We start from the raw sequence: 22,100 nt of genomic DNA, 5'->3' as shown, positions 1-22,100 counted from the left end.
ATTTGACCAAATTAGCGTAACATTACGAAAATTTAATCCAGAACAGTGCTATTTGGCCAAAATTATTTCGATATTTGGACTCACGCGGAAATAAATTACCAAATTGTAATGCGCGCCCCCTACGTACCGCGGATTACCCATAGAGAAATCGATTCAAATACTAAATCGAACACTGTTATCGCCAAGGACACAGTTTCTTTTAGAACAAAAGGCTTGAAACGTTACTTCGGAAACTTAAATATCTACATAAAACATGAGAGCGGCACAGTTATATCTGACAGGGCTAGCCGACACCTGTGCGACGTTTTGCGCATCAAATACCTGAAAAGGCCGTAAGGAAACGATAGGGATTGGATCAGCCCGCGCGGCTGCGGCCCCGCATCTGGGGGTGCATAATGGCCAAGACGCGCGGCGCCTCCGGATTGACCGGCAGTGGATTACAATCTTCGTCGTACAGATGCGCGCCAATGACGAAGAGGCGTGGCTTGAGCTTCTTCTGGATCACCAGTTCAGGGCGCGGGCGGCCTTCCAGCTCAACCCAGCAGCAATCGTAAAGTTTACTCATGACGGTACTCGCCCCGCGTGACGTTTCGTCGTCCGCACCGGTCTCTATTACCCGCCTTCTGGTGAGTGTCCGCAGCCCAACCTGCGTTCGGCATTTGTTCGCAGAGCTACCGCCGTGTCAACCGGAAAATCACCGCGACGACGTAACACCCTGGAACCGCCTGACGATGGCTGCGTCATCCCGCGCAATCGCGCATTTTTGCCCCACCGTCCGGCAACGCGCCGGGCTGGCGGCAAACTGCGGCAAGCATGCCTTCAGCGCTGCCTCGCCTTTGGCGGTCAGGGTAAAGATGCGCGACCAGCGCGCGTCCTCACGATGACGCGGCGCCTGATTGGCCAGGTAATGCATGTTGGAACAGGGATCGTAGGGCGAAGACATCTGAACCTTGAGCGTCGGAAAGGCATTGCGAACGTCGCGGCAGACATCACTTAGAGACAGCCAGCACTGATCGAGATAGGTTTTCAGGAACGGCGACAGGGTGAGATAGGCATCGCGATCCGGCCGCTGATGTTCATGCATGAGGCCAAGAACGTGGCCGAATTCGTGCAACACAGAGCCGTATGACGCCTTAGGTTCGATCTGGACTTGGTTGAACGCGGGCAAGTGCCCCAGCGTCGCGTTTGTGGCGTCGGCGCTGCCGACGATATACAGGCTGTCCAGACGCTTTTCGTCGGGCACGAAACGCACGCCCGTTTCCGTGGACCATTCGTCCATGGCGCGGCAGGCCTTGGCGGCCGACGTCGCGGCAGACCACGTCTGCCATCCTGTGCAGTCGGCACCCTTCGCGCCCGCGCGTTTCAAAAGATCGCTGTTGAAATGATAGGGCACGACCGCGTCCGGCCACGGTTTCGTACCGTCCTGCACGGCAGCGGCGCAGGCTACGCCAGGCAGAAGAACCGCCGCCAGACACAGCCCCATCCATGGACGGCTAATACGTCGCCCGATTGTAAGTTTCCCGCCCCTTCGCATGGCTTTCTTATACGGCAAGGCGCTTAGTGCCACCATGGCAAAATCCTCACTGTTCAATCCCTTCGCCCTCTGGGTCGATCTCGGCATGCAAACTGCAGGCATGATGCTGGCCTCGGCGGAGGTTATCACCCACCGGACATCGCGCATGGCGCAATCCAGTTGGCCGCCCAGCGCCAAGGATACGGCCGAATTCACCCTGATGGGCGCCGAAAAGGTCGAGGCGGCCATGGAGTCTTTGCAATCCGTCGCCCTGTCTATGATGACTTTGAATCCGTTGATGAGCGCGCAGGTTTGGCGTCGGATGTCAGCGGTTCAGTCGGACCTGTTCAGCCTGGCCACCAGCGCCACCTTGACCCAGGCCATGGCGCGCAACGCCAAGCTGACCCGGTCGCTGCGACGGGCGGCGACGAGTGCTAACGGCCTGTCCGACCATACCGCTACGGCGGCGTTGAAAGCCCTGCAACCGATCCGTTCGCGCGCCATGGCCAACGCCAAGCGATTGGGCAAGGTCTCCAAGCCCTAATCCTCGCCGTGGCCGATCGACTTCTTGCGGTGGGTGATGAACAACCATGCCGCCGTCAGTATGACCAAGATGATCGGCCCATAAAGCAGATGGGACAGATGCGGATCGACCAGCGGATCGATGATGTATTTGACCAGGCTGAAGATGTAATAGCTGACGGCGAAGACGGACAGTCCCTCGACCAAGGCAGACAGCTTCATTTGCAGCTTGGAGCGCACATTCATGCTTTTGAGCAGCCCCTGGTTCTGCACCTCCAGCGAAATGGAAATGCGCGCCCGTAACAGGTCACTGACGCGGCCGATGCGGGCCGAAATGTCGTCCAGCCGGCGTGACGCCGCCTCGCACGTCCGCATGGCCGGTTGCAGGCGGCGTTCGATAAATTCCTGCATGGTCGAAAAGCCCGCGACGCGGCTTTCGCGTAAGGACACCAGACGATCTGCCGTCAGACGGGCATAGGCTTCGGTGGCGCCCTGGCGGAACCGGACGGCATTGACACGCTGCTCGACCTCCGCCGACAACGCCATCAGGCGCTCCAGCAATTCTTCCTGGGATGCGCTCTGGCTGGCCATGTCCGAGGTGAGCGCCGCCAGACGGTCTTCTGCGCCCTTCAGCCACGTCATCAATTCGCGCGCCACCGGAAAGCCCAGCAGGGCCAGCTTGCGGTAATGGCCGATCTCTAGCAGAGTCTGCAACAGGCGCGAGGCTTCGTCGTTTTCCAGCCCCTTGTCGTGAACGTAGATGCGCCCTGCCCCCGGCTTGTCTTCCTTGGCGTGCATACGGAAGTCGCTCCAGATGCGGGCCGCGCCGTCGAACACGTCGCAACAGACCGCCTGGGTTAGGTCGATTACCGTCTGCAATTGGGCGTCCTTGGGCTCGTAAGGCAGGACAGAAATCTCGACGCTGCGGAAAACCCACCCGGGGGCGGCGTCAAGCCAGTCGAACTCGGCCATGCGGATTTTGCCGAAGCCGAGCGTTTTCTTGACATCGGCCGACAGGGAAATATCCGTGTCGTATTTGAGCCAGGTCGAAAATTCGCCGTGGCGCTCCCATATCGCACCGCCAGTGTCACCGATGCGCGCCAGCCGCGACCGATCGCCTGCCCCCGGATCGAGGTGGTCGATCCAGGCGCTTTCCGCCGCGCGCTCGGCCTCAGTCACCAGATACACCCAACTGCGCACCGCAACAGGGGTGCGGTATATCGGCAAGGTGCGTTCATGCATGAGGTCGCTGAGGGAGCGCCTCAGATCATGGTCGTTGGGAGAGGTCATGGAAGGCCGTGGCATTATGATTATTGACTAAGCATAGCAAGGTTCTCTGACCTTGCGTCATCACGTCTGACGTCTAATTACTTCGCTCTCGGGGTTTCCGGCGGCCCCAGATAGGAGGCTTTTTGACCACCGGTATCAAGCACAAGCCGTTCCAGCACCACATTGCCGTCGATGCGGAAGACCTTGATCGTATGGCGGCCTGCCGTGAGGCCTTTGAACGGCGCGGATAGGATAACGATATTGTCCTTTACCGCCTGGCTCCATTGCGGCGTGTCGGGCTTGAGGTCGAAGCTCAAGGTCTGGGCCGGACCGTCATCTATCGCCACCGCAATGCGCAAACCGCCGGCGTTACGTGTGTCGAAGGTCGGAGCGAGATAGAGATGCAACATCGCATCGGCCGTCGTCTTAACGTCGATGTCGTATTCCAGCCGAACCGACTGGTCGGTCGTCGCAGCCGCCGTCTGCGGCAGGGACACGACGGACGACAGAGTGCGCCCCAGATTGGGAATGACCTGCCAGCGCACGCCGTCCGCTTCGGCTTTGCGCGTGAAGTGTTCCGCTTCAATGGCAATCTGTCCGTCAGATGCGGCGGTCGGGCTGACGGTTTGTCGGACGCGATCTTTCGGGCGGACGAGCTGAGTACCAGGTTTGACCGTCAGACGGCTGACGGGCGGCATGATCCGGGCGTCCGGCTGCTGCCAGTTATCGTAACCGGTGTGCACCTGGCTCATCATCCGGTCCCACTTGCCACCCGCCAGGGCGTGATAGGCATCGGCCAAGGCGCCGTCCTTTCGGAAAGCCGCTTCGGCGGCATCGGCTTCGACATTGGCCCAGGGCTCTCCCTTCGCCGCATAGCGGTGATTTTCAGCGACATGGAAATAGAGGGAGTACAGGTTGGCACTGGCGACAACCGGATATTCAACCAACTGATAATAGGCATTTTTTGCATCGGCAGGGAGGGCGGCCGACAGAGTTTCTGTTCTGTCCGCCAACTTTCCGTAGTCTCGTTCCATACCCGATAGCGACGGCAGATCGAACACGGCGGCATCGATCAGTTCCGGCTTCTTGCGCGCATTATACTGGCTGTAGCGCGTCAGGATGTCACCGATGTCCGCCGCATGGTCCGGCCCGAATTGTTGCGCGGCCCATCGCGCCGGATAGGCCTTCAAAGCCTCCGGCGTCATGGCTTCGGGGTTCCAGGCCATATCCATGAAGAAGCTCAAGGGAAATTCCATCGGCTTGATATCGCCGACATTGACGATCCACAGGCGGTCAGCGCCGGAGGCGTAGGCCAGGTCCATTTGCTGCCAGGTCTTTTCGATCTGGTTGGTGTTGACCCACTTATAGTTACGCGGCACGCCGACATAGTCGAAGTGGTAATAGACGCCATATCCCCCTGCCCGCGTCTCACCGGGCTTCCCCTCCATCAGGCGCGGCAGGCGGCGGATCTGGCCCCAGTTGTCGTCGGAAAACAACAGGGTCACGTCATCCGGCACCTGCATGCCGTGATCGTAATAGTCCTGCACTTCCTTGTAGAGCGCCCAGACCTGCGGCGTTTGCGAGGCCGGCTTTCCGGTCACATCGGCAATGATGCGGCGCTGATCGGCGACGATGGTTTCCAGAAGCTGCGTCGCGGTGCCTTCGGTCATGGGCTCGTCGCCGTCGCCACGCATCCCCAGGGTTACGACGTTTTCAAAGCCGCCGGCGTGCATGCGTTCGATGCCGCCGCGCCAGAAGGCCCTCAGATTGTCGCCATTTTGCGTGTAGTCCCATTTGCCGCCGGTAATGCCTGTATCCAAATGGCGATGCCATTCTTCCTGGGCGCGCGTCATGGGTTCGTGGTGCGACGTCCCCATCACGATGCCATAGGCTTGCGCCGTTTTCAGGTTTTCGGGATCGTCATCGGCAAAGGCCTTGCCCCACATGGCCGGCCATAGATAATTGCCTTTCAGCCGCAGGTTCAGTTCGAAGACGTGGCCGTAAAGATCATGATTGATGCCGCCGAATTTTTGACGCGCCCAGCCGCCAAAGGCCGGTTCTTCGTCATTGATGAAAAAGCCGCGATAGCGGACCTTGGGCGCGTCGCTGCGCGTGCCCGCCGTGACGTAAAGGTTGGCTTTGTGCACCACCGGCACGTCAGCCCACCAATACCAGGGCGAAACGCCCATACGGGCGGAAATGTCATAGGTCCCGTAAATGGTGCCGCGCGGATCGGCCCCGGCAATGACCAGAAGCTGTCCGCCCGCCTTACGCGCGACCACCGTCTGGGAATAAGCTTCCCACTTGCCCGCGATCGCGGCGGAATCGATGCCCAGTTGCGCCAGAGCCTGGGAGTGGCCCAGTTCCCCGATGATCACGATATCGCCGCCGCCCGTCAGGTCATGAACAATATCGGCCTTGCGCCCGGATACACGTTCCAGATCGGCGGCGAAGTCCGTGGCCACCCGGCGCACCGGAGCGGCGGCATCTGCATCGACATAGACCTTGGCCGGCTGCCCGTCCCGGATCAGGGCGAACCCGTCGCCGGTCCCTTCGCATACCGCCACAGCGCCCTCGCAGGCCAGGGCGCGCACCGGTGTTACCATCAAGATGGCAGCGATAAGCCAGAGTTTCATAGGCGTAAGCTCCCCTTGATCAAGGCGCGTAACTTGTCACGAACGGCGTGTGTTATCCGGCCGAAACCGTGCTTGCCGCTATCGGGCAGGTGCGCCACCGCCTCATCCGGCGCATCGAAGACATAGCGATCGAGAATATGCCGCCACACCTGTTTCTGGGCGGGCGGCAGGTCGCGCAAGGTCAGTATGGCGGCATAGAGGGCGGTGTTCGGCGACAACCAGTCGCTGCCCGCTTCGTTCCACCAGTAATTGACCAGAATATTGAAGCCTTCGCGCGATTGGACATGGTGCCACCACGCATAGGGCACGAACAGAGCATCCCCCGGTTCCAGATCGCCTTGCAAACCGGCGTCCAGGGCGTCTTTCAGTCGAGGGAACCGTTCGAAATCCGGGTCTTCCAACGAGGCCATGCTGACCGGCACACCACCGGGCGCAAAGTCGAAGGGACCGGGATAGAGATTATCGATCTGATCGGGCGGAAACAGGGTGAACCGCCGGCGCCCCGCCACCAAGCAGGCGATATTATGCGACGGGTCGAAATGGGTCTGGGTGCGGACACGATTGCCTATCCACATGCGCGGTCCGAAGGAGGTATCCAGCAGGGACAGGCGGTTTTCATCTTCGAAGCCCGGCATGTAGTCTTTGAGGATTATCGACTGAGCGTAGATGGTGACGAAATCCTCACGCTCGCGATTTTCGACCAGCCAGTCGAGCAAGGCCGCCAGCGGCCGGGTGTCGGTCGTGAAATTATAGCCGTCGACCTCATCGTTATAGAAGAAGCGGCCTTTGAAAAGCGGCGGCAGGACCGAGACGGGCACGGTCTTGCCGGGGGCGGCAAAGGCTTTCAGATAGTCGCGAACGGCCGCATCGGATTGACGGGCCCGAGCAACGGCGGGCCAGTCATTGACCAGCCCCTTCATGATGACCGGTTGGCCCGCCGGCAGGATGTCGGCATCGAACCGCGCACGGTCGACGCCGGTCACGACCGGGATTGGGCGCATCAGGACGCAAGCGCGGCGGCGATGGCCGCCAGGGTATAGGGCGCCATCGCAGCATAGGCGATGCTGTTGGGGTGCACGCCGTCATTGCCGAAATCGAGCCGCAGGGCGCCGGCTTCGGTCGCCAGGGCCGGCCAGTAATCGACATAGGTATAGCCCTGAGCCGAACAGACCGATTTGATCCAGTTGTTCAGCGCCACGAATTTTTCATGCGGATTGCCGACTTCGGGGCGCCACGGGAAATGATCGGCAGGCGGGACCGACGCCATAATGACCTTGATGCCATAGATGGTGGCCAGATTGGCCATGGCCTGGAGGTTGTTGGTCGTGGCCACCGGGTCGTAGGGGTCCTGGTTCTGGGCCACGTCATTGGTGCCTGCCATGATGTGGACCGCCTTGGGGCGCAGGGCGACCACATCGGCCATGAACCGCACCAGCATCTGTCCGGTCACCTGACCGCCGATACCGCGGCCGATCAGGCCGTTATCGGCGTAGAAGGTGCCCGATTGTCCCGGCCAGCCGTCGGTGATGGAATCGCCCATCATCACCACCTTGCGCGCACTGTCCGGCAATTTCATCGCATCGGCGTTGGCAAGGCGGTAACGGCGCATCTGGGCCCAATCCTGTCCGACCGGCTGCACCGTCAGGGTCGCCGGGTCCTTGTAATCCTGCAAGGCGGCCTGAACCGCCTGGGATTCATATGTGTCCTGCCCCTTGTTCTGGGCCGCCGCTGCGCCGGCCAGGGTCATGGCCGCCCCACCCGCCAGTGCGCCGGTCAACAAGTGGCGCCGCTTGATATCCGTCATAAATGCCTCTGTCCAAATAGGGTCCCCCCTCCCTTCCCGAGCGGGAAAGGGGTGAGATGAGGGACGATCCGCCTGTGCGGCGCCCCTCACCTGGTCCGGCAAAGGTCCGGAATGTCCGGACAAAGCCTTAGGCTACAGTGAGAGTCGCCGTTTTCAGATCGACACTATTCGGTCCTGCCGAAATCGTAAAGGTGCCCGGTTCGACGACGCGCTGCATGTCCATATTGTAGAATTGCAGGTCCGCCGGTGTCAGGTCGAACGTCACGGTGCGGCTTTCGCCCGGATTGAGGGTGATGCGGCTGAAGCGTTTCAGTTCCTTGACCGGGCGCGTGACCGAGGAGATGTCGTCGCGGATATAGAGCTGGACCACTTCGTCGCCCTTGACCGCGCCGGTATTGCGCACGTCGATGGAGACGGTGACGCTATCCGAAACGCCAATCGTCGCCTTGGACAGCCGGGGCGCGGAGATATCGAAGGTGGTGTAGCTCAAACCATAGCCGAACGGGAACAACGGCGAGGTTTCGCCGTCGATATAGCCGCGGCGCGCGGTCGGCTTGTAATTATAGAAGATGGGCAGCTGCCCGACATTGCGCGCAATCGACACCGGCAGCTTGCCGCCCGGATTGGCGCGTCCGAACAGGATATCGGCGGCGGCCCAGCCGGTTTCCTGGCCCATATACCAGCCTTCGATCAGGGCGTCGGCCTTTTCGTTGACCATGTTGACCGACAAAGGGCGGCCATTGAGCAGGAAGACGACGGTTGGCTTTTTCAAAGCGAAGATGGCGGCGGCCAGATCGTTCTGACGTCCGATCAGATCGAGCGAGTCGCGGTCGCCCAGATGATTGTCGGCCCATGCCTCACGCGAGGTCTGTTCGTTATCGCCCAGAACCATGACGATGGTGTCGGCGCTCTTGGCGGCTTCGACGGCATCCTTGATCAGCTTGTCATTGACGGCATCGGGCGTGAAGTTGATGACGTCCTGGCCCCAGATGCGCTGTTCGGTGAGACGCACACCTTCGCTGTAGGCGACGTCGAAGCCCTGCGCCTTGCCTTCGGCCTGGAGCCCTTCGAGGATGGACACGACATGGCGCGGCTTATCGGAATAGCCGCCGATCGGCGTATCCTTGGCGTGGGCGCCGAGCACCAGCAGCTTACCGACCTTTTTGCCGTTGAGGGGCAGCAGGCCGTTATTTTTCAACAGCACTACCGTACGCGTGGCCGCTTCACGCGCCAGGGCAACGGCGTCCGGGGTGGCGGTCAGGCTGTCGGCCTTCTTGGCATCGACATACGGGTTTTCAAACAGGCCGGACTGCACCTTGATTTCCAGGATGCGGCGCACGACGGCGGTGATTTCGTCTTCCGAAATGCGCCCCGCCTTCACCAGATCGATCAGCGTGCCATAGGTCTGATTGTCGGGGGTTTCGATATCGACCCCGGCCTTGAAGGCGCGATAGGCGGCTTCGGTCACATTGGGCACCAGCTTGTGCCGGGTGATCATTTCGTTGATGGCGAAATAGTCGGAGACGGTGACGCCCTTGAAGCCCCACTCCCCACGCAGGATGGTGGTCAGGAGCCATTTGTTGGCGTGGGACGGCACGCCGTCGATTTCGTTGTAGGACGGCATGACCGCGCGGATATTGGTTTCCTTGACGATCTTTTCGAACGGCGGGAAAAACTCTTCGCGCAGGGTGCGTTCCGACACTTCGGCCGGACCGACATTGGTGCCGTTTTCGGGCTGGCCGTGGCCGGTCATATGCTTCAGGGTGGCGAACACCTTGTCCTTGGCCAGCGGGAGGGTCTCCCCCTGGAAGCCGATGACGGCCGCTTTGCCCATCTCGCCGCTGAGGTACGGGTCTTCACCATAGGTTTCCTCGATGCGGCCCCAACGCGGCTCACGCGCCACATCGACAACCGGCGCTAGGGCCAGATTGGCGCCGCGGGCGCGCATTTCACGGGCAGCGACCGAGAAGATCTTTTCCGCCAGGACAGGATCGAAGGAGGACGCCAGGCCGATCGCCTGCGGGAAGGAGGTCGCGTCTTTGGCAACATAGCCGTGCAAGGCTTCTTCGTGCATGATCATGGGAATGCCGAGGCGGGTTTGTTCGACTGCCCATTTCTGCATGGCATTGACGTGGGTGGCGGTTTCAAAGGCGTTGCGGTTGCCCATGGCGCCCGAATCACCGGCGCCGGTCGTGGTGGCCAAGCCTTGCTGGTCGGACGGACGCGCCACCATGCCCAAACCATTCGGATAAACGGCGGACGCCTTTGACGGATTGAACTTGCCGTCCGCGTCCTGAATGTCGCCCTTCTTTTGCCACACGCACAGCATCTGCGCGACTTTTTCCTCCAGGGTCATGCGGCCAAGCAGGTCATCAACCCGCGCGTCAACCGGCAGAGTCGCATCCTTGTACGGCAGCTTTTCCGCTTTTTTCTTCGAAGCGGCCAAGGCGCCCGACGCCGTGGCGGCGGACAGAGCGAGCGTGGAGGCGCCGAACAAACGGCGGGTCAGGACCGGGGCGGTGATCTTCGTCATGGGGTATCCCTGCTGTGTTTTTTTGTTAGACGTCAGGCGTACCGGGATTGATGCCCCCCTGCGCTTGACGCCGCAATTGAAGAATGACACTGTTAGCGGTAACAAAGAAAAATTCAACAGGGAAATGTCATGAATCGAAATCTCACCCGCCGGGCGGCCTTGGCTGCCGGCGCCGCAACCGGCGCGATTGCGGCCCTTCCCGCCTTTGCCAGCACAGAGGCGGCGCTCAAGGATCTGGCTGCGGCCAAGGGGATTCGCTACGGCACGGCCGTGGGCATGAAGGCTTTCGCCGACCCGAAAGTGCGCGACCTGATCCTGCGTGAATGCAACATCATCGTACCGGAAAACGAGTTGAAGATGTATGTCACGCACAACAAAAACGCGACCGACTACAATTTCAAACCGGCCGACGAATTGCTCGCCTGGGCGCAGGCCAATCACATCGCCATGCGCGGCCACAATCTGTTCTGGGCGCGCGACGAATTCACGCCGAACTGGCTGAAGACCTACGATTTTGGCCCCAAGCCGAAGGTCGCCGCCGAAAAGCTGCTGCGCGACTATATCGCCACGGTTGCCGATCATTACGGCGATCGCCTCACCTCATGGGACGTGGTCAACGAAACCATCGATCCGAAGACCGGCGAGGTGCGCGAAAACGCCTTTTCGCGCGTGCTCGGCATGGACACGATGCGTATCGCCTTCGAAGCGACGCGCGAGCATCTGCCCAAGACGCAGCTTGTCTATAACGACTATATGAGCTGGGAAGCCGGCAATGAAAACCACCGCAAGGGCGTGCTCAAGCTGCTGCGCTGGTTCCGCGACAATAAGGTGCCGATCGACGCCCTGGGCGTACAGTCGCATATCGGCAACGGCTACGATCTTCTGGGCGGTCAGGTCAACCAGTGGAAAGACTTCCTCGACGCCACGGTGGCGCTAGACCTCGACCTGCTGATCACCGAATTCGATGTCGATGACCAGACAATAGCGACGGGCGATATCGAACAGCGCGACGCCATCGTCGCCACGGTCGGCCGCATCTATCTCGACCAGATGCTGAGCTACAAGCAAACAAAGGACGTGCTGTTCTGGGGTATGCCCGACCAGTATAACTGGTTGCAGGGCTTCACACCGCGCGCCGACAAGCTGCCGTTGCGGCCCACGCCGTACGACGACCAGTTCCGCCCCAAGCCCCTGCGCGAAGCCATCGCCCAGGCCTTCCTTCACGCCCCGGCCCGGTAAGATAGTCATGAAGATCGCCATCACCCGCGCAGCACTCAGCCTGTCCGCACTTAGCCTGGCCGCCGCTCTGTCGGCCTGCACCACCCTGCCCGCGTCCGGTCCCCTTCCCACACCCAAGGCGGGACAGGCCGTGTTTTCGGATATCCGCCTCGACAGCCAGCGCCCCGGCCTGGCCAAGCCGACCATGCCGCGTCTTGGCCCCCAATACGAAAACCCGATCCTGCCCGGCTACTATCCCGACCCGTCGATCACGCGGGTCGGCGACGACTATTACCTGGTCAATTCCAGCTTTGCCTACTATCCCGGCATTCCGGTTTTCCACTCGCGCGACCTGGTCAACTGGACCCAGATCGGCAACGCCATCGACCGGCCGGGTATGCTGGACTTTTCGGGCCTGGCGACATCGCGCGGCGTGTTTGCACCCGACATCACCCACCATGGCGATACCTTCTACATCCTCAACACCTGCGTCGATTGCATGGGCAACTTCCTGATCACCGCCAAATCGGCCGCCGGTCCGTGGAGCGATCCGATATGGCTGCCGTTCGGCGGCATCGACCCCAGCCTGTTCTGGGACGACGATGGCCGCGCCTGGATCGTCTATAATGACGCGCCGGAAGGCACGCCGCTTTATGACGGCCACCGCGCCATCTGGTTGCAGGAATTCGACCCCAAGACCAATACCCTTACCGGACCGCGAAAGGTGGTGATCAATGGCGGGGTCGATATTTCGAAAAAGCCGGTATGGATCGAAGGGCCGCATATCTACAAGACGGGCGGCCACTACTATCTGATGGCGGCCGAAGGCGGCACCAGCGTAAACCACAGCGAAGTCATTCTGCGCGCCGACAGCGTAACCGGGCCCTACGTGCCGTGGAGCGGCAACCCCATCCTGACGCAGCGCGACCTCGACCCGGCGCGGCCGGCCCCTATCACCTCAGCGGGCCATGCCGATCTGGTCCAAACGCCGACCGGCGACTGGTACGCCGTCTTCCTGGCCACCCAGCCCTATACGGGTGACCTGTACAATACCGGGCGCGAAACCTTCCTGTTGCCCGTCACCTGGACCGATGGCTGGCCGGTGATCCTGCCGCACGGCCAGGCGATCCCGCGCCTGGTGGACTGGCCCAAACTGCCCGCCCAGACACCCGAGGCCGAGACGCATTACACGCGCTTCTCGCATCACTATGGCTACAGCTATTCCGTTCAGGCGCCGCTGGACTGGCTTCAGGTCCGGACGCCGAAGACGCCCTTCCTTGAGGTGTTCGACACCGCCACCGTGGGCTTGACCGCCTTGCCCGAAGCCTTTGGCGACCTGTCGTCGCATCCGGCCTTCATCGGCCTGCGCCAGCGGCATAACGAAGCCACCTTCCGGACCACGCTTAGTTACACGCCCCATGCCGAAGGCGACCGCGCGGGCATATTGGCGCTGCAGAACGACAATTTTTTCCTGTTCTTCGGCATTGCCTTGCGCGACGGTCAGAAACGATTGGAAGTGACCCGCCGCGCCGGGCCGACCGATCCGCGCGACGGCGTGGTGGTGGCATCGATCCCCGCCCCTGCGGGAAAAGTGACGCTCACGGCGGACTTCAAGGACGGCAAGGCCACCTTCCGCTCAGGCGACACGGTCGTGACGGCGGATGTGGACGCGACCAATCTGTCAACGGCCAAGGCCGGCGGCTTTGTCGGCACGGTGATCGGGTTATATGCGTTCGGGGCGAAATAAAGCCGCCCCGGCGCATACGGCCCATTTCGCCTTGGCGGATCAAGTTCCCGGCACCGCGCGGGTGTTGACTGCCAGTTGCGCAGCGAAGGCCCGCATATAGGCCGGTCGCGCCTCACCCCGGCGGACATAGGCGGCCAGGTTCGGGAATTCGTCCAATAGGCCGGAGGTTTTCAGCCTGAGCAGTACCGACACCATCAACAGATCGCCGGCGCTAAACGCGCCGTCGAGCCATTCGGCCTCGCCCAAATGGGCAACCAAGGGCCTCAACCGGTCCCGTACGCGATCGACGACCAGGGGCAATCGTTCGGCGGACCAGGGCCGGTCTTTTTCAAACAGCTTGGCCGTGGAAAATTCGAGGATGGGCGGCTCGACGGTATTGAGGGCGGCAAACATCCAGGCGATGGCGTGTGCCCGTGCGTTGGCATCCTCAGGCAGCAGGCCCGGATGATGCTCCGCGATGTGCAGCACAATCGCGCCTGTTTCGAACAGGACCAGATCCCCCTCCTCATAGGTCGGTATCTGACCGAAGGGATGAAGCGCCAGATGCGCCGGCGCCTTCATGTCCTGAAACGAAACCAGGCGCACATCGTAGGGCTGCACCACCTCTTCGAGCGCCCAACGGACACGCGTGTCGCGCGCCAGTCCCCGGCCTCCGTCGGGTGAACGTTCAAACGCCGTAAGTACGATAGCCATGGCGAAGCTCCTTTTCTGGCCGCTCTCGTTCGTTTAATCGCGCTTTCCCACCATGATACCCCGGCCATCCGGCGCGATATAGAGGGTGCCATATTCACGCGGATCGCCGGCGATGGCGCGCATCTGACCGAAGCGGTGCGCGTCGTCATTAATGCGTTCCCAGGTCGCACCGGTGTCGTCGGAGCGCCACAGACCTTCGACGCCGCCGACCACGCCCCACAGGAAGACCGCCGGATAGACCCGGCCGGGCGCGGCCTTGCCAAACGTGACCTGCCAGGCTGTGGTGATACCCGCCATCTTCGCCGGTCGGCCATCGACGCTGTGGTAAAGCCCCGACGGCGTGGCCAGCCACAGGTCCCCGGTATGCTCGGGCACGGCGCGCAATTGCCCTCCCCCAGCAGAATTGTCTATTGTGAACAAAGCGGTAAATGTCCGGCCACCGTCGCGTGACACATGCGCGACGCCGGACGCCCGGTCGTAGACGTAAAAGATGGCGTCGTTCACCGTGTCGGCGATGGCTTCCTGGCCGCGTTCCGTTTTGGGCCAGCCTTGCGACAGGGTCCAGGTCTGGCCCATATCGTGGGAAAAATAGGCGCCCTCACCTTCCGGCACCCAAACCAGGGCCGTGCCTTCGGCGGAAATCGCGATCTTGCCCGCCCGGTGTTTTTCCCAGTCGCGTGTCGCTATGGGCGGTGGCGCGGACGGCAGCGGCGTCCAGGTGTGCGCACCATCCTGCGATATGAAGCCGCGCGCCGCCTCGAAATCGACGCTGCGCACGATCAGGTTGGGCTTTTTCGCCGCGAAAGCCACCGACGGGTTGGTCTTGTTGGTCGGGGTGAACAGGCCGTCCTGGGGCGTACGCGTCAGATCGGTGAAGGCGGAGCCACCGACATCGCCCGCCGCCATGAGGACGCGCGGCCCTTGTGGCGGGCTTTCCAGCCCCAGGATGACGGTCTCCTCTAAATTATCATTGCGAAAGGCGAAGTCCGTGGTCTTCGCGCCGAAATTATCGGCCACCCAGACGCCGTAACCGGTGCCATAGATCAACTCCTTCGGATTGAAGGGATTGATCTTCACCGCGTCGAGCCAGTGCCCCATATGGTTGCGCGCCCCAGCGTCCTTGTCCGATCCGCCCATATAGGCTTTCAGCCACGCGTGGTCCCCAAGGTCATGCCGGGCCGTGTCGCCGACCGCGCGCCACGTCGCTCCGCCGTCGTGGCTGACATAGATGTCGTCATGGCTGGCATAGCGGCACGAGGTCGAGACGACCAGGGTGCCATCCGGCGACAGGTCGAGCCCGGAATAGCCGAACGAGGTGGTTGCGTCTGGCTTTTGCGGCGTGATGTCGGTCCAGGCATCGCCGTTTAGCTTGAAGACTGCGCCGTTTTTGACGCCCCATGGCCCTAGCCCATCGGCGAAGGTGATAAAGGCCGTGCCGTCCGCGGCGACCGCCATCTGGTGCGGGATCAGTTTCGGCGAACCGGGTACGCGCGCAAACGTCTTGCCGCCATCGAGCGAGCGGTAAAGCCCGTCGCCGCTTTCGCCCGAACCCACATAGATCGTGCTGTCGAAAATCCGCACTACGCTGACCGATTTCGGCGCATAACCGGCCGCGCGGGCAAAGGTCACGCCCCGGTCGTGGCTGACCCACAGGCCATCGCGGTTGGTGCCGAGCCACAGGGTGTCGCCATTGGCCGGATCGACCTGCAACCGTTCGCCGGTGCCACGGCCCATGGCATTGCCGCCGAGCTTGACGCCCGCCAGTCGGGTGATGGCCCAGGTCGCGCCGCGATCGTCAGAGCGGATGACCGCGCCATCCGGCGCGTGATCGTTGACGTAGAGCCCGCAGGTGGCATAGAGCCGGTCCGGATGTTGCGGATCGACCGCCATGGTCATGGTGCCGAAGCAGTCCCAGTCGGCCTTACCGAAGCCGTCCATCAGCGGCACCCAACGCTGCCCCGCATAGTCGTAGCGGTACATGCCGCCAACATCGGTGCGGGCATAGAGAATGCCAGGCTGTTTCGGATGATAGAGGAAGCCGTCGACAAAGCCGCCGCCGTGGAAGGGAATGGTTTTCCAACTATACGATTCGGCGTGCGCGCCTACGCTCCCCGCCAGGAGACACAACCCGCCCAGCAGTCCCGCCCAAACACGCTTGCCATTCGGTTTACCTGGCATCCGTCTCTCCCGCGATTATTGATTGCCGCCATGTTAGCGCTATCTGCGGGCAGGCAAAGCAAAAAATCAGGCGTCGGAGACGTCCGGGGTATGCGCGCGGGCGGCACTTTCGCGCCGCAGCGGCTTGCGCGTGGGGCAGACCTCCTGAAGGTAGCCATCGAGCGCATTGACGATATGGGTTTCGACGATGCTGTAGTGAATATATTTGCCCGTCTTCACACCGGTGATCAGTCCGGCATTTTCCAGTATGCCGAGGTGTTTGGACAGGGATGGCTTGGTCATATCGAAGCGTTCGGCGATTTCACCGGCGGTCATCGTCGCCTTCGACAGATAGGCCAGTATCTTCAGCCGGGGCTCGGACGCCATGGCGGCGAAAATCTTGGCGGCCTGAACGGTACGCATACTGTGACGCCTTTCGGGGCAAAACGATTAGCTTGTCGGCTAAACGTAGGCGGTTGGGCGCGAAAGTCAATCCGCGATCACAGCCATATCCTTGCTTGCGCTTCCCTACGGCGCGTCGAAATGGCATAGAGGCGAACTCGCTTCGTGAAAGGTCCTGACATGTCCACTCCCATCGAAAATCTGACGCCCGAACAGGTCAATGCCGCGCTGGCCGCCGGTGAAATCCTGCTGGTCGATGTACGCGAACCGCATGAATTCGCCGCCGAGCGTATCGCGGGCGCGGTGAATCACCCGCTGTCCACGCTCGACCCGGCCAACCTGCCGACTGAGGCGGGCAAGACGGTCGTGCTGTCGTGCGCCGGCGGCGTGCGTTCGGTGACGGCCGCCAATGCCTGCCAGGCGGCGGGCATCGATATCCATCACCACCTGGCCGGCGGTCTGCGCGCCTGGGTGATGGCGGGCCTGCCGACCGAACGGTAAGGCCGGTCAGGCCCACCGGCGCACCGGTGGCCTGTCTTGCAGGACGACAGGCAGGACGACCGGTGTGAACACGCCGAACGAGACGCTGCCGCCGCAATGAAAATCGGCGCAACTGAAGGCCCATTCGATGAGGTCGAGATACATGGCGCCGACCCGCGCTTCGTTGACCAGTTGCCGCACGCCCTCCTCGCGCTGGCGGCCGCACTTATCGCAAGTGATCAGGATGCGCGTCTCCTGCGGCAGGTCGCGCAACTGCGTTTCACAAAACCAGGACGTGGACATGGGCAGCCTTCCTCAGAACAATTGTTCTTATTTTGTTCTCATTGCCAGTGAGAGTCAAGGCAGTCCGCGACACAGCTGTGGACGAGCGATTTAATCCAAAGTCGAGCGATAGCGCAGCATGGCCACCGTCATGGCGGCGACGATGAAGACCAGCATCGGCCAGATATTCGGCCATAGGGCATGGAAGTCCGCGCCTTTCAGCATCACCCCGCGCACGACCCGCAGAAAATGAGTCAGCGGGAAGATCTGCCCGATGTCCTGCGCCCAGCCGGGCATGCCGCGAAACGGGAACATGAAACCCGACAACAGAATGGAAGGCAGGAAGAAGAAGAAGGTCATCTGCATGGCCTGCATCTGGGACCGCGCAATGGTCGAAAAGGTGAAGCCGACCGCCAGATTGGCGATGATGAACAACCCCACGCCCAAGGCCATGATCCACGGCGAGCCGACAAACGGGACATGGAAGATGTAATAGGCCGCCAGCAACACAATGCCGGTCTGGATCAGGCCGACCCCGACATAGGGGGTGATTTTCCCCGCCATCACCTCCCACGGCCGGGCAGGCATGGCCAGCAGGTTTTCCATATTGCCACGTTCGGTTTCGCGCGTCATGGCGATGGAGGTGATCATGATCATGGTCATGGTCAGAATGACCCCCAGCAACCCCGGCACGATATTGTACTGTGAGATGCCTTCGGGATTATACATGCGGTGGACGACGATATCGACGGGCGGCGGTCCTTGGGCCAGGCCGGCCCATTCGCCCTTCAGGTCCTGTTTCAGGGCGGAGGTGGCGATCTGATCCAGCATGGCGACGGCATTGCTGGCGGCCGACGGATCTGAGGCGTCGGCTTCGATGAGCAATTGCGGCCGGTCACCGCGCAGCATGGCGCGGGTAAAGCCGGCGGGCACGGTGACGACGAAGGCGGCGTCCCCCGATTGCAAGGCGCGGGTCGCCGCTTCGGCCGTACTGACCTGACCCGTAATGTCGAAATAGGTGGAATTTTGCAGCCCGGCCGTCAGCGACCGGACGATGGCCGAATTGTCTTCGAGATATAGCAGGGTCGGCAGGTGGCGCGGATCGGAATTGATGGCGAAACCGAACAGGGCCAGTTGCACCACCGGCACGACGATCATCATGCCGAAGGTCAGGCGGTCCCGCCGCATCTGAATGAATTCCTTGGTCAGGATGGCGAGGATACGACGCAGCCAGTTCATGTCAGGTCCTCACACTATTGTCTTTGGACTGTCCCATCAGGTGGATGAAGACGTCTTCAAGGTTCGGCCGTTCCTGGCGCCAGGTAATGCCCGCCACCGCATGACGGGCAACGAGATCGCGCAAGCCCGCCAGGTCGCTGCCGCTGACGTGCAGCGCATTGCCGAAATAGGCGACGTGATCCGCGCCCGCCTCACCGCGCAAGCGCTCCATCAAATCACGCACGCCGGTGCCTTCGGCGATGAAGGTATAGAGGCCCGACTGCGTAATGATATCTTCGACCCGTCCCTGCGCCATCAGCTTGCCGTAGGCGATATAGACGATCTGATCGCAGCGCTCGGCTTCGTCCATGTAGTGGGTGGAGACCAGCACGGTCAGCCCCTGGGACGACAGGCGGTGAATCTGGTCCCAGAAATCGCGCCGCGCCTGGGGGTCGACACCGGCGGTCGGCTCATCCAGCATCAGCATCTTCGGGCTATGCAGAGTGCAGGCCGCCAGGGCCAGACGCTGCTTCCAGCCGCCGGACAGGGTGCCCGCCAATTGTTTGGCGCGTGACGCCAGGCCCAGGGTCTCGAGCGCCTGGTCCACCACCTCATGGCGGTTTTTCAGCCCGTACAGGTTGGCGACGAATTCGAGGTTTTCGCGGATCGACAGGTCTTCCCAATAGGAAAACTTCTGCGTCATGTAGCCGACATTGTTCTTGATCTGACGGCTCTGCTTGAGGATGTCGTAGCCGAGACACGTCCCCTCGCCCGCATCGGGCCGCAGCAGGCCGCACAACATGCGGATCGTCGTTGTCTTGCCTGAGCCGTTGGGGCCAAGAAAGCCCCAGACCTGGCCGCGCGGCATGGCGATATCGACATTGTCCACGACCTTGAGCTTGCCGAAGCTCTTGGTCAGGCCGCGCACGTCGATGGCCAGTTCGGGGGCCAGTTCGGGGGCCAGTTCGGGGGCAAGCTCCGGCTCAGACATGGTGAACCCCTTGAGATGTGGGGGTGCGATATTGGGGGTGATGCCAGACAGCCCCCCAACACCCCGCCCCGCCAGCGGGGCGGTATAAGGTGAAATCATCCCCCATCACAGCCGCACATCCACGGGCTGGCCGGCATGGAGCGCGTCGGGCGCTTCCGGCGTGGCTTCGATCAGGAACATCAGTTTCTGGCGTTCACGCACACTATAAATCACCGGAGGGGTGAATTCGGCGGACGGCGAAATGAAACGCACCTTGGCCGTTTGGCCCTTGCATCCGTCGCACGCTATCCGCACCGAACCGCCGACGCGGAATTTTGCCAGGTCCGATTGCGGCACGTAGAAGCGCACGAATTCGCGGCCTTGCGGGCGCACGGTCAGCACCGCAGAGCCCGCCGCGACAAATTCACCAGGTTCGCGCAGGCGTTCATCGACCAGCCCGGTCAGGCGCGCCTTCACGTCGCGATCGTCCACCGTATATTGCGCCCCGGCGACGTCGGCCTTGGCCGCCGCCGCCTGAGCCTGGGCGGAGCGTTGCTGATCCACGCGCGAGGCCAGGCGTTTTTCTTCGATCTGACGGTCGATATTGGCCAGTTGCGCCAGCGCCGATTTGGTGGCGGCGCGCAAGCTGTCCATCTGGGTCGCCGAAACGTAGCCCTTGGGCTCCAGTTGGGCGTAGCGGGCTTCGTTGGCGCGGGCCAGATCGAGCTGTGACTGGGCCTGGACGCGCTGGGCCGTCAGGGGCGCGATATCGGCGTCACGCGCGCCCTTGGCCAGATCCGCCGCCTGGGCTTGGGCCGAGGTGGCGCGGTTTTCCGCCCCGCTCAGGGCGTATTGCGCCTGCGTTGCATCGAGCCGGAACAGGGGCTGACCGTCACGCACCGTATCGCCACGATCGACATTGACCGCCGACAGCCAGCCCGATTGCGGGGCGGCGATACTGACCGTCTGGCTTTCGACATAGCCGCTATAGCTGTTGTCCGGTGTTTGCTGACACCCCGCCAGGACGAGACAGGTTGCCAAAAGCAGACATTTACGCACCATGATTGAGTCCCCTCAGAAAGACCTGAACGTGGGTTTGCAGGTAAGGCAGTGGCGGAAACGGCGCGGCGTCCGTCCGCGAAAAGACAAGCGACCACATAAGCGATTTCAACAGCGGCGCGATGAACAGATGCGCCGCCATTTCGCCGGTGATGCCGCTGATTTCGCCTCGGTCAAGCGCGCGCTGAAACAGGGTGGTCAGGGCATCGATCATCTTGCCCACCACTTCGCGGCGGTAAAAGGCAGCCAGATCGGGAAAACGTCCGGCTTCGGCGATCAGCAACTTGGGGTAAACCGGCAGTTTGCCGGCCTCGATAGCCGCCGCGGCCATTTCGGTCATCCGCATCAGCGCCGGTTCGATAGGCCCATCATAGCCTTTGAGAAAGAGAGACGCCGTGGCGACGCGCGGCGCGATATCGCGCATGACCAAGGCTTCGAACAAGGCCTGCTTGGTTGGGTAATAGAGGTAGACCGTGCCTTTCGATACGCGCGCATTGCGCGCCACATCCTCCATGCGCGCGCCTTCGAATCCGTGCCGTGAAAATTCGTCCAGAGCCGCATTGAGAATGTCGGCCTGGCGGACTTCCGGCGCCTCTCGGCGGCGGGACGAGGTTGAGGGTTCGGACATTCAGGCGACCTTATAGTACTGACCGGTCAGTACTATAAGGGGCAAACGCGTTGTCCACAAGGGGCAGTCAGAGTTGTGAAACAATCTTCTTGTCGAAATACGCGTGCCGCGATATGAAAAAAGCAGAATCGCTCTTGCGCACCGTCGAGATCCGCGGACCGCACCGATTTGATGGGGGAATTTATGAAACGTACCTTGACCACCGGCGCGCTTGCGCTTGCTTTTTTGTGCGCCGGCATGACCGCTGCCGTTCCTGCCGCTCACGCCGGTCCGATTGACCGCATCCAATCCGTGAAGATGGAAAAGCCGGCCGAAGGCACACCGATATTGCTGATTCAGCCCGAAGTGTCGTTGTCTCTTCTGACAGCGGCCGGCGGTCAGGAACCGAAGGAAGAATGGTCGCGTGACGCGCGCAAGCATCTGGCATCCGCGCTGACCGACCTGTTGACGACGCGCAAATATAAGGTCTCCACGGTCGATATCCAAAGCTACGAAGACCCCGATGCGGTGCAATTGCTCAAGCTCAACGAAGCGGTGAGCAACTCGATCACATCGAACATCACACCCGGCCTTATCATGCCGACCAAGCCGACCTTTGATTGGACGCTGGGCGACGGCATCAAAGCCTTGATGCCGGCCGACGGCACATCGCCGTCCTACGTCATGTTCGTAGACGCCAAAGGCACCTATTCCAGTGGTGGCCGGGCCGCCATGATGGTCGGCATGGCCGCCTTGGGCGTCGCAATGCCTATGGGCGGTCAGGTGATCCAGATGACCCTGGTCGATATGAAGACCGGCAAGGTCGTGTGGTACAGTAATGTCGCCGTGCCTGCCGGGGTGGATATCCGTGAACCCGCCGGCGCGCAGGTCTGGATGAACGAACTCGCCAAGAAGATGCCGCTGTGACACGCGCAAGGCCGCTCGCACGGACACGCCGAAGAGGCCGGACGGCGTGGCGCTCGTCGATAG

At 61.7% G+C, this 22,100-nt stretch carries 20 protein-coding genes; 5 read left to right on the top strand and 15 right to left on the bottom strand.

Annotation, left to right across the window (positions count from 1 at the left end; all coding sequences use genetic code 11):
* Positions 1–355: 355 nt before the first annotated feature.
* Together AEAC466_RS36155 and AEAC466_RS36150 are read right to left on the bottom strand one after the other, a co-directional pair.
* Positions 356–565, bottom strand: a complete 210-nt coding sequence (locus tag AEAC466_RS36155) for a hypothetical protein (RefSeq protein WP_023458769.1) — start codon at positions 563–565, stop codon at positions 356–358.
* Positions 566–694: 129 nt separating this feature from the next.
* Positions 695–1,570, bottom strand: a complete 876-nt coding sequence (locus tag AEAC466_RS36150) for a M12 family metallopeptidase (RefSeq protein ID WP_235074300.1) — start codon at positions 1,568–1,570, stop codon at positions 695–697.
* Here AEAC466_RS36150 and AEAC466_RS36145 point away from each other — a divergent pair.
* Complete coding sequence (locus tag AEAC466_RS36145; RefSeq protein ID WP_031239009.1) at positions 1,569–2,057, top strand: polyhydroxyalkanoate granule-associated phasin; 489 nt, start codon at positions 1,569–1,571, stop codon at positions 2,055–2,057. The two genes, AEAC466_RS36150 and AEAC466_RS36145, sit on opposite strands and share 2 nt — an antisense overlap.
* Here the strand turns inward: AEAC466_RS36145 and AEAC466_RS36140 are convergent.
* The 5 genes from AEAC466_RS36140 to AEAC466_RS36120 form a co-directional block, all read right to left on the bottom strand.
* Positions 2,054–3,325, bottom strand: a complete 1,272-nt coding sequence (locus tag AEAC466_RS36140) for a DUF3422 domain-containing protein (protein ID WP_031239008.1) — start codon at positions 3,323–3,325, stop codon at positions 2,054–2,056. The genes AEAC466_RS36145 and AEAC466_RS36140 overlap by 4 nt on opposite strands.
* Before the next feature lie 77 nt (positions 3,326–3,402).
* Complete coding sequence (locus AEAC466_RS36135; RefSeq protein ID WP_023458765.1) at positions 3,403–5,940, bottom strand: glycosyl hydrolase 115 family protein; 2,538 nt, start codon at positions 5,938–5,940, stop codon at positions 3,403–3,405.
* Complete coding sequence (locus AEAC466_RS36130; RefSeq protein WP_023458764.1) at positions 5,937–6,941, bottom strand: cupin-like domain-containing protein; 1,005 nt, start codon at positions 6,939–6,941, stop codon at positions 5,937–5,939. Before AEAC466_RS36130 ends, AEAC466_RS36135 begins: the two co-directional genes overlap by 4 nt.
* Positions 6,941–7,744, bottom strand: a complete 804-nt coding sequence (locus tag AEAC466_RS36125) for a GDSL-type esterase/lipase family protein (protein WP_023458763.1) — start codon at positions 7,742–7,744, stop codon at positions 6,941–6,943. Before AEAC466_RS36125 ends, AEAC466_RS36130 begins: the two co-directional genes overlap by 1 nt.
* Before the next feature lie 127 nt (positions 7,745–7,871).
* The gene (locus AEAC466_RS36120) at positions 7,872–10,277 is read right to left on the bottom strand and encodes a glycoside hydrolase family 3 N-terminal domain-containing protein (RefSeq protein ID WP_023458762.1); all 2,406 of its coding nucleotides are present in this window, start codon (positions 10,275–10,277) and stop codon (positions 7,872–7,874) included.
* Between the two features lie 129 nt (positions 10,278–10,406).
* Between AEAC466_RS36120 and AEAC466_RS36115 the strand changes: the two genes are divergently transcribed.
* Together AEAC466_RS36115 and AEAC466_RS36110 are read left to right on the top strand one after the other, a co-directional pair.
* The gene (locus tag AEAC466_RS36115) at positions 10,407–11,516 is read left to right on the top strand and encodes an endo-1,4-beta-xylanase (protein ID WP_023458761.1); all 1,110 of its coding nucleotides are present in this window, start codon (positions 10,407–10,409) and stop codon (positions 11,514–11,516) included.
* A gap of 7 nt (positions 11,517–11,523) precedes the next feature.
* Positions 11,524–13,242, top strand: coding sequence for a glycoside hydrolase family 43 protein (locus tag AEAC466_RS36110; RefSeq protein ID WP_023458760.1), 1,719 nt, complete (start codon positions 11,524–11,526; stop codon positions 13,240–13,242).
* A gap of 39 nt (positions 13,243–13,281) precedes the next feature.
* Here the strand turns inward: AEAC466_RS36110 and AEAC466_RS36105 are convergent, their stop codons facing one another.
* The 3 genes from AEAC466_RS36105 to AEAC466_RS36095 form a co-directional block, all read right to left on the bottom strand.
* The gene (locus AEAC466_RS36105; protein ID WP_023458759.1) at positions 13,282–13,935 is read right to left on the bottom strand and encodes a glutathione S-transferase family protein; all 654 of its coding nucleotides are present in this window, start codon (positions 13,933–13,935) and stop codon (positions 13,282–13,284) included.
* A gap of 33 nt (positions 13,936–13,968) precedes the next feature.
* Complete coding sequence (locus AEAC466_RS36100) at positions 13,969–16,113, bottom strand: WD40/YVTN/BNR-like repeat-containing protein (RefSeq protein ID WP_023458758.1); 2,145 nt, start codon at positions 16,111–16,113, stop codon at positions 13,969–13,971.
* A gap of 66 nt (positions 16,114–16,179) precedes the next feature.
* Entirely contained in the window at positions 16,180–16,515 is a 336-nt protein-coding gene (locus AEAC466_RS36095) for a metalloregulator ArsR/SmtB family transcription factor (protein WP_023458757.1), read from the bottom strand.
* A 159-nt stretch (positions 16,516–16,674) separates the two neighbouring features.
* Between AEAC466_RS36095 and AEAC466_RS36090 the strand changes: the two genes are divergently transcribed.
* Positions 16,675–16,995, top strand: a complete 321-nt coding sequence (locus AEAC466_RS36090) for a rhodanese-like domain-containing protein (protein WP_023458756.1) — start codon at positions 16,675–16,677, stop codon at positions 16,993–16,995.
* Between the two features lie 6 nt (positions 16,996–17,001).
* Here the strand turns inward: AEAC466_RS36090 and AEAC466_RS36085 are convergent, their stop codons facing one another.
* The 5 genes from AEAC466_RS36085 to AEAC466_RS36065 all read right to left on the bottom strand — a co-directional run bounded on the left by AEAC466_RS36085 (position 17,002) and on the right by AEAC466_RS36065 (position 21,131).
* The gene (locus tag AEAC466_RS36085) at positions 17,002–17,277 is read right to left on the bottom strand and encodes a hypothetical protein (RefSeq protein WP_023458755.1); all 276 of its coding nucleotides are present in this window, start codon (positions 17,275–17,277) and stop codon (positions 17,002–17,004) included.
* A gap of 90 nt (positions 17,278–17,367) precedes the next feature.
* A complete protein-coding gene (locus AEAC466_RS36080; RefSeq protein ID WP_023458754.1) occupies positions 17,368–18,495 on the bottom strand; it encodes an ABC transporter permease in 1,128 nt (375 codons plus the stop codon).
* A 1-nt stretch (position 18,496) separates the two neighbouring features.
* Positions 18,497–19,465 (bottom strand): ABC transporter ATP-binding protein, encoded by a 969-nt coding sequence (locus tag AEAC466_RS36075; RefSeq protein WP_023458753.1) that lies wholly within the window; start codon positions 19,463–19,465, stop codon positions 18,497–18,499.
* Positions 19,466–19,570: 105 nt separating this feature from the next.
* On the bottom strand, positions 19,571–20,506 hold the full coding sequence (locus tag AEAC466_RS36070) for an HlyD family secretion protein (protein ID WP_023458752.1): 936 nt from the start codon (positions 20,504–20,506) through the stop codon (positions 19,571–19,573).
* Positions 20,496–21,131, bottom strand: coding sequence for a TetR/AcrR family transcriptional regulator (locus AEAC466_RS36065; RefSeq protein WP_023458751.1), 636 nt, complete (start codon positions 21,129–21,131; stop codon positions 20,496–20,498). Before AEAC466_RS36065 ends, AEAC466_RS36070 begins: the two co-directional genes overlap by 11 nt.
* Positions 21,132–21,314: 183 nt before the next feature.
* On the opposite strand from AEAC466_RS36065, the gene AEAC466_RS36060 reads away from it, so the two are divergent.
* Positions 21,315–22,037, top strand: a complete 723-nt coding sequence (locus AEAC466_RS36060; protein WP_155913692.1) for a hypothetical protein — start codon at positions 21,315–21,317, stop codon at positions 22,035–22,037.
* The last annotated feature ends 63 nt before the right edge of the window (positions 22,038–22,100 follow it).

Origin of the sequence: Asticcacaulis sp. AC466 (genome assembly GCF_000495815.1) — a bacterium.
Classification (GTDB): Bacteria; Pseudomonadota; Alphaproteobacteria; order Caulobacterales; family Caulobacteraceae; genus Asticcacaulis.
The sequence above is the reverse complement of the archived record's forward strand: the minus strand, read 5'-3'. Positions and strand labels throughout refer to the sequence as shown.